Source organism: Lactiplantibacillus brownii (assembly GCF_031085375.1).
Classification (GTDB): Bacteria; Bacillota; Bacilli; order Lactobacillales; family Lactobacillaceae; genus Lactiplantibacillus; species Lactiplantibacillus brownii.
The window spans coordinates 18,383-35,799 of sequence record NZ_JAVCWF010000005.1; the positions used below are offsets into that span (position 1 = coordinate 18,383).

The window sequence follows — 17,417 nt, forward strand, 5'->3', positions numbered from 1 at the left end:
AAATATGGATAACGAATTAGCAGTCATTGGGAGTGAATTACCGGTTCTGCAGGCTAAAGAACCCTACAAGTATTTAAAGGAAATCACTGGTAACGGCGCTTATTATCAAGTAGCTTGGCAAAAATTATCTGACGGTTACGTTGCCCTTTATGGCACGACCTCGATTCAAATAAGATCATTGCCGACATTGAATGATATTTTTGAAGATGAGGAGGGGTAGACAATGCCGAGTAAAGCAGACGTTAAAGCCTGGAAAGCACAATTGGTTGCCCAGGCTGAACAACAAATCCTAAAATTAACTGATAGTGGCCAATTTAAAAAGTACCTCAATACCTTGGCTAAATTCCATCATTATAGCGCCAGAAACATTGATTTGATTTATGCGCAAAATCCGCAAGCGACCCAGGTCGCGGGATTTAAGCAATGGCAAACAGATTTTAACCGCACCGTTAATAAGGGCGCTAAGTCCATTCGAATTGCGGCACCGATTATTAAGAAATTAACACCTGCTGAGCAAAAGCGACTTGATACTACCGACGAACGGGCCATTGTTGGTTATCGTTACCTACCCATCTTCGACGTGGCACAAACTAGTGGTGACCCTGTCCTAAGCGCTAAAGACTTTGTCAAAGAAAATTTGGCTGATCATCAGAATGTGACAAGCTTATATAACGCGTTCAAAGATTATTTAAACCAGCAACCCGACCTTAAAGTCAGTGAAGTTCCTTTAGCGACGCTAAATGGGGCTAAGGGGTATTTTCAACCCAGCACTAATGAAATCGTCATTGGTGGCGATGAGCCCGACAATGCTTTGAAACTAAAGACGTTATATCACGAATATGCGCATAGTCAGTTACATGGGTTAAAATCAGCCTTTAAAGATCGCCCACGAGCCTATCAGGAAACCCAAGCCGAAGCGGTTGCATATGTCGCCATGCAAAACATTGGGGTTGATACAGGCAATTACTCCCTCGGGTATGTAGCTACCTGGGCCAAAGATAAAGCCGTGATCCATAGTGCTTTAAGTGAAATCCAGCAAGTTAGCAACAAAGTGATTGAGCTTAGTGACGGGTTAACCAAACAATTAGGCTTACAAGAAACACAAAAAGAACCTGAGCATGATTTAAAAAAGCTATCAGCTCAGGATCTTAATCAGTCCTATCAAAGCTTGCAACAACAAATTAGGCAAGCAACTAGTCCACAACAAAAATCAGAATTAAAAAATCAGTTAAACGATGTGCACCAAGAAATTAGTGATCAAACTCAAAAGCAGCTGCAAGCATTTGCTGAAAAGAATCCGGGAATCAAACAACCTGATCCTGAATACGATCAAAGTCTGAAACGTTAGCCAGTTTTTAAAGGACATGCTATAATGAAGACAGAAAAAGGAAGCCCCGCCGAAAACAGGACTTCCCACGCAAGCCGCTTCAAAGGCGGTGGCAGAAATTTAATAAACGATTTTAGCTCGTCCTGTGACCTCTACCAAAGTTACACAGGGCGGCTTTTTTATTTGTGGTGCTTGTCGATATAGCTGAGGAGCGCGATTAAAAACGTGCCAAACAGCAACATCAACGAGAGTGTCTGGAAGACGCTCATTGACTGTGAAACCTTCCTGAAGATTATTCCATGTTCCCATGGGCCTCACCTCACAAGGGAAAAGACAGCCACCACCCTTAAAACATTCTAAGCTTTATAGTGAATCGATTATCCGACGGGATAGTTGATCCACTATATTAGTTTTGTTCTAAACTTTAAATAGTGGTGAAACTATATGCCGTAAAAAGTTTAGACGCTTGACGTCGTCCTTAAAACAGGCAGTTTTACTTAGTAGTTAGTATTCTCTTCGAAGAATGTCGACACTTGATGTCCAGTTTAGAAAATTAGAAATAATTACCTTAGTAAATGGTAGATTGTAAAATTTAAGTTGAACATATTAGTGGACAGAAAAACCCATAAAGGTCTTTAATGGTGTCACCACAACATTCCATATGAGATGCAATTAATAGTTAATATTTGCACATTAATGGTTTTATCGGTCGATTGCAGCGATCGCTAATTACACCAATCCAGTATCCATCAGTATTTGCGTCATCCTCTGATAATGTGATATAATGTGATATAATACGATATGAAGATAAGAAAAAAGCATTTTTGGTTATTCTAGGGGGATTTGAAAAATGGCGAAAGTGTTAGTGACAGGTGGAGCTGGTTTTATTGGCTCGTTTTTGGCTCACAAGTTGGTGGCTAATGGCGACCAGGTGGTAATCGTTGACGACCTGTCAATGGGAAAGTTGGAAAACATTGCCGATATTAAGGACCAAGTCACTTTTTATGAACACACGGTTTGTGACGAAAACTTCATGCATAATCTGCTAAACTAGGGGAAGTTTGATTACATTTACTACCTGGCGGCGGTTTCGAGCGTCGCCGACTCAGTTGCACGGCCGTGGTATACCCACCAAGTTAACCAGGAATCAGTAGTCAACACGCTGGAATTCATTCGTACACACCACTTACCAATCAAGAAGCTGCTTTTTAGTTCTTCAGCCGCTGTTTATGGTAATGCGGCAGACTTCCCTAATACTGAAGACTCACACGTTGATCCGCTAACTCCCTATGCGATCGACAAGTATGCAGCAGAACGTTACACCGTTGATTATGGACACTTGTATGGTGTTCCAACTGTGGCTGTAAGATTCTTTAACGTTTACGGGCCGCGGCAAAATCCCAATTCAGAGTATTCGGGTGTCTTGTCAATCGTTACTAAGTGCCTGAAAAACAAGCAACCATTTACGCTTTATGGTGATGGGCGGCAAACCCATGACTTTGTTTACGTTGAAGACGTGGTTGATGCGCTGATTAAGATCGCCACCGAAACTAACGAACCAACTGTTTATAACATCGCCAACGGGAATGAACAGGCATTAATTGACGTCATTCATACATATGAAGACATTGCCGGAATGAAGCTCGATATTGTCCAAAGGGAAGCACGAAAGGGTGACATCCAAAAGTCCAAGGCCGACGTCTCTAAGCTCAAGAGTATTGGCTTTGAACCAAAATGGTCATTGCACGATGGTTTAATGAATTATTGGAAGTACTATTCTAAGCATTAGTTGGGGAGGATTACCTTGCGAGTTTCGGTAGACAAGAGTAGTTATATCAGCCAAGATTATTCGTTTGTCGATGAGATTGGTGAACCAATTCCCAAAGCGCAGCTGACCGGGAAACGGATCTGCGATATCATTTCTGGAACAATCTTTGGGGTCATTAGTTTGCCGATTATTTTCGTTTTTGCCATTTTAATCAAATTAACTTCTAAAGGGCCGGTCTTTTTTAAACAACAACGAGTTGGCTACATGGGGCAACCGATTACGATTGTAAAGTTGCGGTCAATGCGCAATGATGCGGAAAAGAAGACTGACGCGGTTTGGGCAAAGAAAAACGACCCCCGTGTGACTGCGGTGGGTCGCTTTATTCGAAAAACCCGAATTGATGAATTGCCGCAATTTTGGAGCATCATTAAGGGTGATATGAGTCTGGTTGGGCCACGCCCTGAGCGTTTTACTTTAACACAGAAGTTTTCGGAAAAGTGGTCAGAATTTCCACAAAGATTACGAATAATCCCTGGATTAACGGGCTATGCCCAAATTCATGGGGGCTATGATCTTAAACCTTACATCATTTCCTTTGACAACTACAGCACTGCATTACTGGAGGTGGCATGATGGCCACTTCGTATTCAGTTCTTATGTCAGTGTATTACAAGGAATCCCCGGAATTCCTTCGCACAAGTATGGAAAGTATTCGGATCCAGACTGCTCCAACAAACGATTTTGTGGTTGTGTGTGATGGTCCATTAACTTCCGAACTTGATGCGGTGCTACGGGAAGAACAAGAAAAGTTTGAATCTGCGTTGCATATTCACAGATTGGAGAAAAACGGCGGCCTAGGTAATGCTCTAAACGAAGGCTTGAAGATTTGTCGAAATGAGCTGGTCGCCAGAATGGATAGCGACGATATTAGCAGACCAGATCGTTGTGAGAAGCAACTGCGTGTATTTGAACAGAATCCAGCGATCGACTTCACCAGTGGAACGATCAGCGAATTTGAAACAGATCCGAAGGTGCCTTTTGGTGAGCGTCATTTACCGACCACAAATGAGGAAATCATTAAATTCTCCAAGAAGAGGAACCCGATGAACCATATGGCGGTGATGTTCAAGAAGAATGCAGTGGAATCGGCCGGAGGATATAGAGAAACATTTCATTTGTTTGAGGACTACTACCTGTGGGTTCGAATGCTGAGAAAAGAATATAAAGCACAAAACATCCCTGATGTGCTTGTTGATGTCCGGACACCAGCTGATATGTATCTTCGGCGTGGTAGCAGAGATTACGCAAAGACAATGATGAAGTTCCATAAATGGCTAAGAAGTATAGGGTGGACATCAGAAATAGATTTTCTGACAGGAGCAGTTCCGCATGCAGCGGTATGTGTCATGCCAAACGGAATAAGGAAAATGATTTACAAGGGGCTTAGAAAAGAATGATCAAGATCGCATTTGTAACCAACTACATAACGAATAATGGTCCAAGCAATGTGATCTTGGATATCATACGGAATCTGGATAAAGAGCAGTACAGCGTTTCTTTGATCACACTTTTCAAAGGTAATGACGAACGCATCGTTGCTGATCTTAGAAACAATGGTGTCCAGATATTCACTTGTAAAACTCTTAGTCGGACAAAGTGCCTACTAGGACAGGGCAGGGAATTCCAAGAGCTTGTAAAAAGAGAAGGGTTTGACATCATTCATTCCCATGGAATCATTCCAGACATTCTTTCTTCAAGGGTTAAAACATCTGTGAGGAAGGTTACCACCCTTCACAACAATATGTTTGAGGACTATGTGCAGACGTATGGAAAAGTGAAGGCGAAGATCTTTATAAAGATGCACATTGATGCTCTTAAGAAAATGGACTGCCGCGTAGGATGCTCTAAGTCGGTCTATCAGGTGATGCGGAAGTATCTGAAAAATGTAATATTTATCCGCAACGGTATCAAACCAAAGATTGCAAAGCACACTGTTACGAGGAAAGAACTAGATATTCCAGAAGATGCGGTTGTGTTCGTTTTTTCGGGTGGGTTGTCTTTCAGGAAAAATGTACAATTTTTGACACAAAATTTTGTACAATATCACAATAAGGATGAATACTTATTACTGCTTGGAGATGGACCAGAAAGAGAAGCCTGTGAGCAAATGGTGGATGACCACGTAAAGCTGTTGGGTTTTCAGGACGATCCAGCGGCTTATTACAACATAAGCAATATTTATGCATCAGCTTCAAGATCAGAAGGATTTTCCATTTCTGTGCTGGAAGCACTGTCGTGTGGCTTAGGTCTGTTCCTATCAGATATTCCATCACATCGAGAAGTGGTCGGAATGGGGGAAGATTTATATCTTGGCGAGAACTTCTCTATTCAAAATGATGACCGGAGTTTTAACACAGCAATGGGAGAACTGCGAAAAAATTTTAACAGAGTCGATAAAGAAGCAATAAAAGATTTTCAACTGAAAAAATTGTCTGATAAGGCCATGACAGTAAAATATGACAAAGAATATAACAAATTTTTGAAAGCCGGGGATTAAGCATATGGAAAAAGTTAGTATAATAATTCCGGCTTATAATGCTGAAAAATACCTAGAGCAGTGCCTCGATAGTGTCTGTGAACAGACACAGACATATAAAAACATTGAAATATTGATTGTAAATGATGGATCAACCGACTCTACCGGAAAAATCATAGAGAAATATGCATCGAAAGATTCACGTATACAGTTTTTCCATAATGAAAATCATGGCGTTTCATACTCGCGGAATTACGCAATAGAGCATAGTACTGGGACTTACATTGCACCAGTGGATTCTGATGATATCATCGCTCCGGGCTATATAGAAATATTAGTCCAAATGATAGAAAAATATCATGCGGAGATGGCGGCCACAGGAGTTGTAAAAGAAAAAGATTACAACCCGACAGACTTCTCCAAGGGAGTAACAGAAGTATTCAAGGGTGATCAGGCAACAGCGCAGCTATGGGGGAAATATGAAGGCTTTTTTTGGGGAAAAATCTACCTCGCTAACCTCATTAAGCAGCACTCGCTGCGAATGAATGAGAAGGCAGCGATTTGCGAAGATCTTCTCTTTAATGTCGAGTATATGAAGTATTGTGATACAGCGGTTTTTTACTCGGGAAAACAATATTTTTATCGTCAAGTGAGCAACAGCGCAACTTATAACCTGAAGAATCTGAAATGGTTTAGTGTGCTGAAAACATACAGGGTAATTATGGAAGAATTGAAAGATACTCCATCATATAACACAGCTGCGAATGCATATCTGATGACATTAACGGAGGCCAGATACCGGGCACATCTGTTAAAAAAAGAGCATCCGGAACTGGAACGAAAAGTTAACAGAGAGTTAAAGCGCATGTCGCCGCAAATGAAGAACTTCTCTGGCAAGGAGAAAATCAAATTCTTCTTGTCCATGTATTTTGCGGCGCCTGTTAGGGCTTATCACAGAAGAAAGGTATAATGATGTACAAGCTATCTATTATCATTCCTGTTTATAATGCTGAGCAATATATTGATGATTGTCTGAACTCAATTATTTCAGAACTTAATGCTGAAACAGAAGTCCTCCTTTTGGATGATGGTTCGAAAGATTCGTCTCTTGAAAAGTGCAGGAGATATGAGCGGGCGAATATACGGGTTCTCCACCACGATAATCATGGTGCGTCGTATACAAGAAACAGAGGTATAGCTGAGTCAACAGGGCAATATGTAATGTTTGTTGACGCGGATGATGTACTACTGCAAGGGTGGCAAGAAGCAGTCTTTTCCAATATCGGCAGGAGTTTTGATATTGTTTATTTTTCTGGCAAGCTTGATAAAAAAGACAAAAATATAAAAGCTATTGTAGACGGCATCTTTGGGATCAGAAAAGAGAATGCCCTGACGACCATGGCGTCGCCATGTTCAAAAATTTTTAATAGAAACTTTTTGAACATCAATCGTATTGCATTTGATAGTAATCTGATCAATGGGGAAGATGCCTTATTTAACCTTGAGGCTGTCATTAAGTGTAGAAGTTTCGAATTTGTAACGCGATCCTTATATAAGTACAGGATTCACAATAGTTCTTCGACAAAGACATTTAATCCGAGGTTTTACAAGTCAAATCTTTTGTTTTTGCAGAGGGAAGAGAAGCTGATGTCAGAATCTGGACAGTTCGCAAAGAACGAAATAGACTATGCTATCAACTTTTCGTTCTCCTACAGTGTCTATCTGTATCTGTTCCTCATAAGCAGAATCAGAAATAGGAAAGAGAAAACGCAGGAAATGAAAAAAATGCATTCAAAGTCCATGAATCAGTATTTTCTGCGCTTTCCAACGACAGTTCATCCTGAGAAGGTTGTGCAGATCAGTTACAAGTTAATAGAGCAACGGAAAGATAGTCAGGCTTTGATTTTTACAGATTGCTTGAATTCAGTCAGAAATATTCGAAACAGATTCCGGTCAGGAAAGAATGAATATTATTTTATAGAAATGTAAAGAAAACGGGAAGAAAGAGCGTGGATAGAATAAACGGGAAGGTAATTGGTTATGACAGATAAGCGTGTAGGAATTATTACATTTCATCATTCATATAATTGCGGTTCAATGTTGCAGGCGTTTGCTTTGCAAAGGGTAATTGAGCGATTAGGTTATGAAGCGGAAATCATCGATTTCTCAAATGCTGGTCAGAAGCAACTATACAGTGTGACACAGCCCAATAATTCTGTAAAAAATATTCTCAAGAATATCATTCTCTTTCCATACAAGGATAGAATAAGAAAAAATTTTGAGAGTTTCGAAGAATTCAAGAACGCCGAATTTCATCTTTCTCCAGAATCTTATTCACGAATGGAAGAGTTGACGGACACCAGATACTTTGTGGTAGTCACGGGGAGCGATCAGGTTTGGAATATTACAATTGAAGATGGTGATGACGCATACTATTTACCATGGGTGAGGAATGCACGTAAAATTGCTTATGCTCCATCTTTCGGTGCAAAGAATGTCATGAAATATGCTGATGATCCGGAAAAGTACAAGACATATCTTTCTGATTTTGATGCGCTCTCTATTCGTGAGGAAAATGGAAAAAAGTGGCTTCAGGATTTGGTCGAAAAAGATGTTCCTGTATTACTTGATCCGACATTACTTTTAGATGCCGACGCATATGAACAGATTGCTGATCAAAATTTGAACTTACCGGATAAGTATATTTTTTTCTATTCGCCGTCTTACCAGAAAGATATTGTCCATTTGGTGCAGTGCGTATCGAATAAGTATCATCTTCCGGTGATTGCATTTAATACAAAAACATTTTATGTGAAGGGAATGCAAAGAACCGGCTTTAAACTTCCGGAAATCGAGAACCCTCGATCGTACCTGACACTTATTAAGAATGCAACTTTGATCATGACAACATCGTTCCATGGAACTGTTTTCCCTACTATTTTTAGAAAGCCGGTGTGGGTGATCAAGAATGGTGGAATGTTTGGTGATGATGATAGAGTAAAAACTTTAATTAAGGAGTTAGGGATAGAAGAACGGTTAATTCCGATTGAATATAGAGAGTATTTTAACTATATGAAAATGGTGGATTACTCCTATTACGAGGAGGAACTTCCCATTCTACGAAATAAGGCAATTCAATATTTAAAGGACAGTCTGGACACGACGAATGAATAGTGATAATAAGAACTTTATAATGAATGTTGTATATCAGCTTTTGATATACATCTTTCCTTTGATTACAACGCCCTATATTTCGAGAGTGCTGGGCGTTAACAATATAGGAATTTATTCCTACACATATTCGATTGTCAACTTCTTTATGCTAGCTGCAATGCTTGGTATGAACAACTACGGAAATCGGGAAATCGCCAGAATCCGGGATGACCAGACTCAGATGAACCGAAAATTTTCCAGTATGTATGGTTTGCAATTGGTGACGAGCACAGTTACGCTTGCGGTTTATATATTCTATGTGATCTTTATTTGCAGGAGATACCGGGAGATCGCGGCAATTCAGTTTATTTTCCTTATTTCGACATGCTTTGATGTGAATTGGTTTTATTTTGGCTTGGAGAAATTTAAGCTGACGATATCAAGAAATGTCCTGATTAAGGTGATTTCGTTAGTGTTTATATTCCTTTGCGTTAGGAACAGAAACGATCTGTGGGTCTACACGGCCATCATGGGGAGTGCAACACTGATCAGCCAGCTTTATCTTATCTTTATTTTACATCGGTACGTTCACATTGTACGGGTCAAATGGAGTGAGATCTTTAGCCATTTTAAACAGGTTCTCGTTCTTCTTATTCCGGTCTTGGCGTATGGAATCTATGCCATTATGGATAAGATAATGATCGGAGGACTGTCGTCAACAGTTGAGCTTGGAAATTTTGAAAATGCACAGAAAATCATTAGTATCCCGATTTCTGTTATTACAGCGCTGGGAACAGTCATGCTTCCCCGTATGTCGTATGTTTTAAATAACAAGAAATCCGAATATAAGCCGATTCTCAGGGCATCTATGAAGCTGGCTATGGTGATGGCAACCACAATGACTTTTGGTATCTGGGCGGTTGCTGATGAAATATCGTTGACAATGTTTGGGCCGGAGTTTACAAAGAGTGCCGGAATAATGAGATTTCTGGCCATCTACCTGCCATTTACCGCTTGGGCAAATGTTGTGCGGACTCAGTTTTTGATTCCTACAAGGAGAGATCGGGTCTATGTAGAATCGACAATATTTGGCGCAGTGATTAACCTGATCTTCAATAGCATTTTTATTCCAGGGTATGGCGCATATGGTGCTTGCATAGGAACAGTGCTTGCTGAGGTCAGCGTAATGCTGTGGCAGACGATTAAGTCAAGAAAAGAACTGGAAATTGGTGTATATGTTCGGCTTTTCTTAAATAGCTTATGGAAATCGGCAGTAATGTTTGCTGCATGCATGATTATTTCGCGTCTCTTCCATGAAACGGTTATCAGCTTCGCGGTCAAAATGGTAGTGGCAATTGCTGTCTTTGCTGTTTTGAACAGGAAGTTCATTTGGAACGATTTTCTTGGAAAAGGACAGAGCACAGAAAAACAGAAGGCCTAAATATTGAACAGGAGATGTTTGTTTTATTATGTTATTGGTTGACCGCAACAAGCTGACTACATTCTTTTTTTTGCTTGCATATACGACGTTTTATGCATTTGCTATGTTTGGGCATATTGCAGGAATCGGCGGCTATCTGAAGAATATTACTTACTTTGGAATCGCAATTTTGCTGATTCTATTTTTTACACGGCTTCATGATTACTATGCAAAAGAAGGAATCATTTTCTTTATTCTTATTTTGTGGTCACTCTTTATTGGATACCGGGTCGGGGACTATGGCTATTTTAAGCTGATCCTTATGATTACGGTGTCAAAGAATATTGATTTTAATAAATGCATAAAATACGATGTCTTTCTGCGGTTGTTGACCATTGTTTTGATGTATTTCTTGTGGCGAGCGGGAATTGCCCCTGATACAGCATCGGCATTTGGGACGATCATGCGCCACAGCATGGGATTCCAGAATCCTAATCATTTTGGACTGCTTGTATTCATTCTTATTTTGGAATGTTTATATCTTGCACGCATGAAGTTTCATTTCTGGCTTTATGCTGCGCTTATTGCAATTCTTGTTTTTGAAGATCGAATTGCTGGAAGCCGCACATCAGAAGTCTATTCAATCGCGCTGCTTATTTTTACTGCATTTTATGCCAAGTGGCCGAATGCATTCAAGAAAAAGGGATGGCAGATTTTTATGCAGCTGAACTATGTTATATGTGCTGTGCTGACCGCAGTATCGGCGCATATGATGGAATCGGGTTCCCAGACAATGAAGGCACTGGATTCGGCTTTTTCAGGCAGAATTACTAATGTTGTTTATTACAATCAACTTCTTGGCCCCACTATTCTGGGACACAGTATTTCTTTTGGAAACCGGACATGTGACAACTTATATGCCTATTTGGCAATATGCTCAGGTATCCTTGTTTTTATCGCAGTTACAGTTGCTTATATGCTACTGATAAGGGATCTGTACCAATATGATAATATCCCTATGGCTATTGCTGTTTTCTTTCTCTTTGCATACGGAATCAGCGAACGACTTTGGATGAACATTGATTACAATATGATGATGTTGGCATTCCGACAGTTGATCTATCATGACATTGTTCCAAATATTCAGATGGAAAAGCAAGAAACAGTGTATGTTTCAGAAGTAGAATAAGAAATAGCTGGCCGATCAGGAACCGAATGTAATCTTCGGCGGATGACAAGTATTATGATATGAACAAGACGATCGAAGTGGCACTGGAGAAGAGTCGGGAATTGGTGTGACATTAGATTGGGAAAAGATTGACGATAATGCATAAGCGGGAGAAAATTTTTGACAGACAGACTTATCATTATGGTAGATTGTAAAATTAATCCGACGCTGTTCGGACAAAAAAGATCAGCTTCCCTTAAAATGGTGTTTACCACAAACCCATCTTTTAGGAGCTGATCTTTTGTCTAGTATAACCTATTCCGAACGAATTAAAATCGAAACCTTTTGTGAACTAGGGCTGTCCAATATCCAAATGGGCGTTCGGCTGAACCGATCACCGTCAACAATTTCTTATGAATTATCTCGATGTCAACCTTATCAGGCTGAATTAGCACAAACAGATGCCGAATACAAGCGATCACGATGTGGCCGAAAGACTAAATTGAATGACAAATTAAGGCAAATAATTTTAAACCATTTACGGCTAAGTTGGTCACCAGAAATGATAGCTCACGAATTTAAACTAGCGACTAAATCAATTTATAATTGGTTAAATCAAGGAAAAATTGAGTTTTCTTTAAATGATTTGCCTGAACATGGCGTGCGCCAACGGCGTAACCTTGACCAACGTTCTAAATATAATCAATCATTAGGACGGTCAATTGAACAGCGACCCATCGTGGTTAATCGACGTAATCGCATCGGTGATTTTGAATTAGATACAATTGTTGGCCCCCGTGGGCATAGTAAGGCAGTTTTATTAACTTTAATCGATCGCAAATCACGGTTCCTTTGGGCATACCGGTTAAAAGATCGGACGACAGCGACTGTTAATGAAGCCCTAAATAAGTTTCTAGCAACTTTTAATGGCCCGGTGCATAGTTTTACGGTGGACCGTGGCACTGAGTTTAGCGGTCTAGTATCACTTGAAGCACAATACGGTATTAAGACCTATTACTGCCATGCTTATACGCCAGCTGAGCGCGGCAGTAATGAACGATTTAATCGGAACTTACGCTATTTTTATCCTAAGGGGACTTATTTTGAGCACATTAATGCTCAAGGCTTGAAAACCACCTTACTCGAAATTAATCAGAGACCACTTAAAATACTTGACTGGCAAACACCTTATCAGGTCATGCTGACCAATTTGTCAAAAAATTCGGATTAAATTTGCAATCTACCTTATAGGAACCAAATTACAAGTTTAATCCAACCAGGACCGAGAAATCTCATAATAGCAGTAAAAAAGGCTAAGGAACAGGAATCCACAGAGGCATCACACATATGTTTCAAAAACAGATTCAAAGCGTCTTACAAGTTACCATATAAGGGTTATGTTGGATGATCACCATAATATTCTTAAAATTGATTGACCATTTGGCCGATAAAAAACATGATAGAGACTATCATGGAACCCTCTATCAAAAGGTAAATGAAAAATCTTGAATTGCAGTCAATAGGTGAGATCGCTTCTTGGACTTCAATTGTAAATCAACCAATTCGGTGTTATATTTGATGATAGATTGTATTTAATAGCGTTAGTTAAAACGTGTTTTAATCTTGTTAAAATTTTGGAGAGTGAATGATGGATCAAACAGTAAATTTTGACTTTTTTATCCGGCTTGTCCGTGAGTACTGGCGTGCAATTGTCAGTTTTACGGTGGTGGGATTGATAGTTGCCGCAGGACTGACCTTCTTTGTAATTACACCTAAGTACCAATCAAGTGTCCAGATTTTGGTTAACCGTAAAAATACTAATGCCGCTACTGAGTATGCTGGGCAGCAGGCTGACGTTCAGATGATTACGACCTACAAGGAATTAATTGCTGGACAAGTGGTTTTAAAACCAACTCAGCAACAATTAAGTGAGCGTTATGGTATTGAGCGCTCACTAAGCACACTAAAAAGTGAGGTTAGTGTGACAAGTACGGCTAACTCACAAGTTTTCTCAATCTCAGTGACTGATACTAATGCGAAAGCTAGTGCGACGATTGCTAATCAAATTGCTCGTAGTTTTAAGAATAAAGTACAAAAGATTATTAAAGTTAACAACGTCACGATTGTTGCTCCAGCTGAAACGCCAAATGGTGCAGTATCACCGAAGAAGCCACTGAATATGTTGATTGGGCTAGTTGTCGGCTTGCTATTAGGATTTGTTTATGCAGCGATTCGGATGCTCGCTGATCGCCACGTTCACGACGCTGACTTCTTAACTGATGATTTAGGGTTAACTAGTTTAGGCTTAGTCAATCATCAAAATCAATACTCAATTAAAAAACAAGTTTCAAATTTGACTGTTGCTCATCCCACACATGATAATCAAATAACATCGCAAACAATGAAGCGAGTTTAGGAGGTGCTAGATGTTTAAACGTAAAGGACAGAATATAACGACCACGGCACCAATTAATCTCACGACGATTAATGAACCCACGTCGGTCATTACTGAGCAGATTAAAACAATTCGAACCAATATCAATTTTGCGGCTACTGACAAAAATTTACGAACTTTGATGGTGACTTCAGCGATGATTGGTGAAGGTAAGTCCACGGTAAGTTGCAACTTGGCGGTGGAATATGCTAAGGAAGGGATGCAAGTTTTATTGGTCGATGCTGATTTACGGCGACCAACGATTCACACGACGTTCGGGCTTAAAAATCATAAGGGATTAAGTTCATGGTTGGCTAATCAAATGGACAATGTGAATGATGCAATCCATCCCGTTATTGGTAACCTATTTGTGATGACGAGTGGTCCTAAGCCACCGAATCCCGCGGAACTGTTAGGAAGCAACAAAATGACGGAATTCTTAACTTCGGCAACACGTAAATTAGATTTGGTGATCGTTGATGCACCACCAATTTTGCCGGTGACTGACTCACAATTGCTTGCTAATAAAGTTGATGGCACGGTCTTAGTTGTTCGCCAAGGTGTAGCCCAAAAAGCAGCGGTTCGTGATGCTGTTAATTCATTAAAGAAATCACAAGCTAACATTTTGGGTACAGTGTTGAACGATGTTCGTGATAGCTCTCATCACGGATACTACGGCTATAACAGTGGCTACGGGTATTACAGTGATGAAGATAAATAATTTAGTTGACTTACATTGCCACATCTTACCAGCCATTGATGATGGTTCACCTTCCTTAGAAGCGTCATTGGAATTAGCACGGCAGGCGGTTGCTGACGGGATTCGCTATATTTTAGCGACACCACATCATATGGATCGGCACTATCTCAATCATGCCGGTGATGTGGCAGCGGCGGTTAAGGCATTTCAAGCAGAGCTAGATGCAAATGATATTCCATTAACTATTTTTCCTGGTCAGGAGGTACATCTGAATGGTCAGTTGATGGAAAATATTGATGATTTGTTGGGGATGGATACCAGTAGACACTATTTATTGTTAGAACTTCCTCACGAGATGGTACCAAGTTACTTGGATGAGATGATTTTTCAATTGTCTTGTGAGGGGATTACCCCGGTCATTGCACACCCTGAACGGAATGCTCAAATTATTGCCGAACCGCAGCGATTATACAAGTTGGCCGAGGATGGGGTCTTGGCACAGGTTACGGCCACGAGTTTAGTTGGCACTTTTGGGGACCAAGTCCAGCGAACTGCAAAAGAATTCGTTAAGTGCGGTTTGGTGCAGGTGGTCGCATCAGATGCACATACGCTGAAAAATCGAGGCTTTGCTATGACCAAGGCCTACGAAGTATTAAATGAAATGAATTCGAAATATCCTGAACGTTTTGCAACCAACGCTCGGGATTTGTTGAATGGTGAACAGATTGATATTGGCGGAATTGAAATACCACGAAAACAGCGAAAGCACTGGTTGTTCTAGAAGAAGGAGCGAGTTAAATGAAAGCATTAGTAACTGGAGGAGCGGGATTTATTGGTTCCCACCTTGTGGACCACTTGGTTGCAGAAGGATTGGACGTTGTCGTAGTTGATAACTTGTCCATGGGGGACCTACATAATGTTAAGCATCAGGATGAAGTCACCATTTATGTCGAAGATGTTCGCAACGAAAAATTCATGCAACAATTGTTACAGGAAGAACAACCTGATTATATTTACTTTTTAGCAGCTGTTGCTAGTGTTGCCGATTCGATTGAACGTCCAGCTGAAACCCATTCAGTGAATCAAACTGCAGTATTCAATATGTTGGAATATATTCGGAAGACTAATTTACCAATTAAACAGTTCCTATTTACGTCTTCGGCAGCGGTTTATGGTAATCTGCCAGAATTACCTAAGAAAGAAGACTCACGAGTTGATCCATTATCACCATATGCGATTGATAAGTATGCTACGGAACGTTTTGTACTAGCATATGGTGAACTTTATGATTTACCAACTGTCTGTGTGCGTTTCTTCAATGTTTATGGTCCTGGTCAAAATCCCAGTTCGCCATATTCAGGGGTGCTGTCGATCTTGACCGATTGTCTCAATAACAAGAAGCCATTTACCTTGTACGGAGACGGGAGTCAGACGCGAGATTTTGTGTATGTTGAAGATGTTATTCAAGCATTATGGTTGATAACGAAAAGTGATACTGAGCATGAAGTCTTTAATATCGCCAATGGTAATGAAGCCAGCTTAAATGCCATTATTGAAACATATGAGAAGGTTGCAGGAACGTCATTACAGATTAAAAAGGCGCCAGGGCGTGAAGGGGAAGTAAAACGTTCGGTGGCCAATATCGGTAAGTTAATTAAGTTGGGATACACGACGAAGTGGTCGTTAGAAGCAGGCTTGAGCAAATATTGGGAAGGGGCGCAACAACGTGAAGCAAGTCGAAATTAATGAAACAGTTAAAGTTGGTCATGTACAACCACAAACGGATTATCGTTTTCCAACTATGATTGGAAAGCCAGTTATGGGTTGGAAACTATTTGTAAAACGGATTTTTGACCTTACTGTCGGGTTAATCGGGACGGTTTTGAGTTCGCCAATTGTTCTGGTGTTTGCCATTCTTGTAAAGCTGACTTCTAAAGGACCGGCATTTTATAAGCAAGAACGGGTTGGCCTAATGGGGAAAAGCTTTAATGTAATTAAGCTACGGTCGATGTATCAGGATGCTGAAGCGCGAACGGGTGCGGTTTGGGCCCAAAAGAATGATCCGCGAATTACGCCCATTGGTCGGTTTATGCGTAAAACTCGAGTAGACGAACTACCGCAATTTTGGAATGTGTTAAAAGGTGATATGAGTTTGGTAGGACCGCGACCAGAACGGCCAGTGCTGACAGAGGAGTTTAGTCGGCAATTTTCAGATTTCCCTAAACGGTTACGTATTATTCCTGGTATTACAGGGTATGCACAAATTAATGGTGGCTACGATATTACGCCAGACGAGAAATGTAAGCTGGATAATTACTATATTGAACATTTTTCGGTTTGGTTCGATATTAAGATGTTATTAGGAACAGTCAAAGTTGTGTTTACTGGGGATGGTGCGCGTTAATGGTAGAAGATTATTCAGGACTGATGTCAATTTATAGTAAGGAAAGTCCTGATTTATTACGAAACGCTTTTGATAGTATATTAGCTCAGACAATTCTTCCAAAAGAGTTTGTGTGTGTATTAGATGGACCAATTGGCCTAAACTTGACGGAAGTGGTGAAGTGGTTTAAATCCGAATGTAGTAATCGGAATATTAAAATAGTTTTCGTGAAAAATCCAGTGAACTGTGGTTTAGGAATCTCACTTGCAGAGGGACTTAGAGCATGTAGTTACGAGTATATCGGACGTTTCGATTCGGACGATTTAAATAATCCTGAACGTATGGAAGTTATGCTTAATTATATGAATGAGGATAAAAACCAGGATATTGCGGTCGTTGGAAGTCAGATTGCTGAATTTAGTGATAGTCCTCAAAGACTTATTGGAAGAAGAAAAGTCCCAATAAGTTTCAATGAAGTAGCCCAGAAAGTGTTTTTAAGGAATCCTTTAAATCACATGGATTGAAGTC

At 40.3% G+C, this 17,417-nt stretch carries 18 protein-coding genes and 1 pseudogene; 18 read left to right on the forward strand and 1 reads right to left on the reverse strand.

The features are described 5' to 3' along the window. Positions 1-4 precede the first annotated feature (4 nt). Both RA086_RS15030 and RA086_RS15035 read left to right on the forward strand, forming a co-directional pair. Positions 5-220, forward strand: a complete 216-nt coding sequence (locus RA086_RS15030) for a hypothetical protein (RefSeq protein ID WP_027823051.1) — start codon at positions 5-7, stop codon at positions 218-220. A 3-nt stretch (positions 221-223) separates the two neighbouring features. After that, positions 224-1,348 carry an ArdC-like ssDNA-binding domain-containing protein gene (locus tag RA086_RS15035; RefSeq protein ID WP_308704572.1) on the forward strand — a complete coding sequence of 375 codons (1,125 nt, stop codon included), beginning with the start codon at positions 224-226 and terminating at the stop codon, positions 1,346-1,348. A gap of 158 nt (positions 1,349-1,506) precedes the next feature. Here RA086_RS15035 and RA086_RS15040 read toward each other — a convergent pair whose 3' ends face one another. Then, the gene (locus RA086_RS15040) at positions 1,507-1,596 is read right to left on the reverse strand and encodes a putative holin-like toxin (protein ID WP_021353390.1); all 90 of its coding nucleotides are present in this window, start codon (positions 1,594-1,596) and stop codon (positions 1,507-1,509) included. A 581-nt stretch (positions 1,597-2,177) separates the two neighbouring features. Between RA086_RS15040 and RA086_RS15045 the strand changes: the two are divergent. The 16 genes and pseudogenes from RA086_RS15045 to RA086_RS15120 all read left to right on the forward strand — a co-directional run bounded on the left by RA086_RS15045 (position 2,178) and on the right by RA086_RS15120 (position 17,413). Continuing rightward, positions 2,178-3,116: pseudogene (locus RA086_RS15045) on the forward strand (GDP-mannose 4,6-dehydratase). A 15-nt stretch (positions 3,117-3,131) separates the two neighbouring features. Beyond that, positions 3,132-3,728, forward strand: a complete 597-nt coding sequence (locus RA086_RS15050; RefSeq protein WP_308704573.1) for a sugar transferase — start codon at positions 3,132-3,134, stop codon at positions 3,726-3,728. Then, on the forward strand, positions 3,728-4,552 hold the full coding sequence (locus tag RA086_RS15055; protein WP_226458016.1) for a glycosyltransferase: 825 nt from the start codon (positions 3,728-3,730) through the stop codon (positions 4,550-4,552). Before RA086_RS15050 ends, RA086_RS15055 begins: the two co-directional genes overlap by 1 nt. Continuing rightward, complete coding sequence (locus tag RA086_RS15060; protein ID WP_308704574.1) at positions 4,549-5,652, forward strand: glycosyltransferase; 1,104 nt, start codon at positions 4,549-4,551, stop codon at positions 5,650-5,652. The genes RA086_RS15055 and RA086_RS15060 overlap by 4 nt, the downstream gene beginning before the upstream one ends. Positions 5,653-5,656: 4 nt before the next feature. Continuing rightward, positions 5,657-6,601 carry a glycosyltransferase family 2 protein gene (locus tag RA086_RS15065; RefSeq protein WP_308704575.1) on the forward strand — a complete coding sequence of 315 codons (945 nt, stop codon included), beginning with the start codon at positions 5,657-5,659 and terminating at the stop codon, positions 6,599-6,601. Then, complete coding sequence (locus tag RA086_RS15070; protein ID WP_136846374.1) at positions 6,601-7,620, forward strand: glycosyltransferase family 2 protein; 1,020 nt, start codon at positions 6,601-6,603, stop codon at positions 7,618-7,620. Before RA086_RS15065 ends, RA086_RS15070 begins: the two co-directional genes overlap by 1 nt. Before the next feature lie 51 nt (positions 7,621-7,671). Continuing rightward, positions 7,672-8,805 (forward strand): polysaccharide pyruvyl transferase family protein, encoded by a 1,134-nt coding sequence (locus tag RA086_RS15075; protein WP_042254336.1) that lies wholly within the window; start codon positions 7,672-7,674, stop codon positions 8,803-8,805. Then, positions 8,798-10,225, forward strand: coding sequence for a flippase (locus RA086_RS15080; RefSeq protein ID WP_308704576.1), 1,428 nt, complete (start codon positions 8,798-8,800; stop codon positions 10,223-10,225). Before RA086_RS15075 ends, RA086_RS15080 begins: the two co-directional genes overlap by 8 nt. 28 nt (positions 10,226-10,253) lie before the next feature. Further along, complete coding sequence (locus tag RA086_RS15085; RefSeq protein WP_308704577.1) at positions 10,254-11,393, forward strand: hypothetical protein; 1,140 nt, start codon at positions 10,254-10,256, stop codon at positions 11,391-11,393. Positions 11,394-11,673: 280 nt separating this feature from the next. Beyond that, positions 11,674-12,603, forward strand: a complete 930-nt coding sequence (locus tag RA086_RS15090; protein ID WP_308704578.1) for an IS30 family transposase — start codon at positions 11,674-11,676, stop codon at positions 12,601-12,603. A gap of 414 nt (positions 12,604-13,017) precedes the next feature. Then, positions 13,018-13,788 carry a YveK family protein gene (locus tag RA086_RS15095; protein ID WP_308704579.1) on the forward strand — a complete coding sequence of 257 codons (771 nt, stop codon included), beginning with the start codon at positions 13,018-13,020 and terminating at the stop codon, positions 13,786-13,788. A gap of 10 nt (positions 13,789-13,798) precedes the next feature. Further along, entirely contained in the window at positions 13,799-14,527 is a 729-nt protein-coding gene (locus RA086_RS15100) for a CpsD/CapB family tyrosine-protein kinase (RefSeq protein WP_308704580.1), read from the forward strand. Beyond that, a complete protein-coding gene (locus RA086_RS15105) occupies positions 14,514-15,287 on the forward strand; it encodes a tyrosine-protein phosphatase (RefSeq protein WP_308704581.1) in 774 nt (257 codons plus the stop codon). Before RA086_RS15100 ends, RA086_RS15105 begins: the two co-directional genes overlap by 14 nt. A 17-nt stretch (positions 15,288-15,304) precedes the next feature. Further along, entirely contained in the window at positions 15,305-16,252 is a 948-nt protein-coding gene (locus tag RA086_RS15110) for an NAD-dependent epimerase/dehydratase family protein (protein ID WP_033608512.1), read from the forward strand. Next, complete coding sequence (locus RA086_RS15115; protein WP_308704582.1) at positions 16,233-16,910, forward strand: sugar transferase; 678 nt, start codon at positions 16,233-16,235, stop codon at positions 16,908-16,910. The genes RA086_RS15110 and RA086_RS15115 overlap by 20 nt, the downstream gene beginning before the upstream one ends. Further along, positions 16,910-17,413, forward strand: coding sequence for a glycosyltransferase (locus RA086_RS15120; protein ID WP_308704583.1), 504 nt, complete (start codon positions 16,910-16,912; stop codon positions 17,411-17,413). The genes RA086_RS15115 and RA086_RS15120 overlap by 1 nt, the downstream gene beginning before the upstream one ends. Positions 17,414-17,417: the final 4 nt, after the last annotated feature.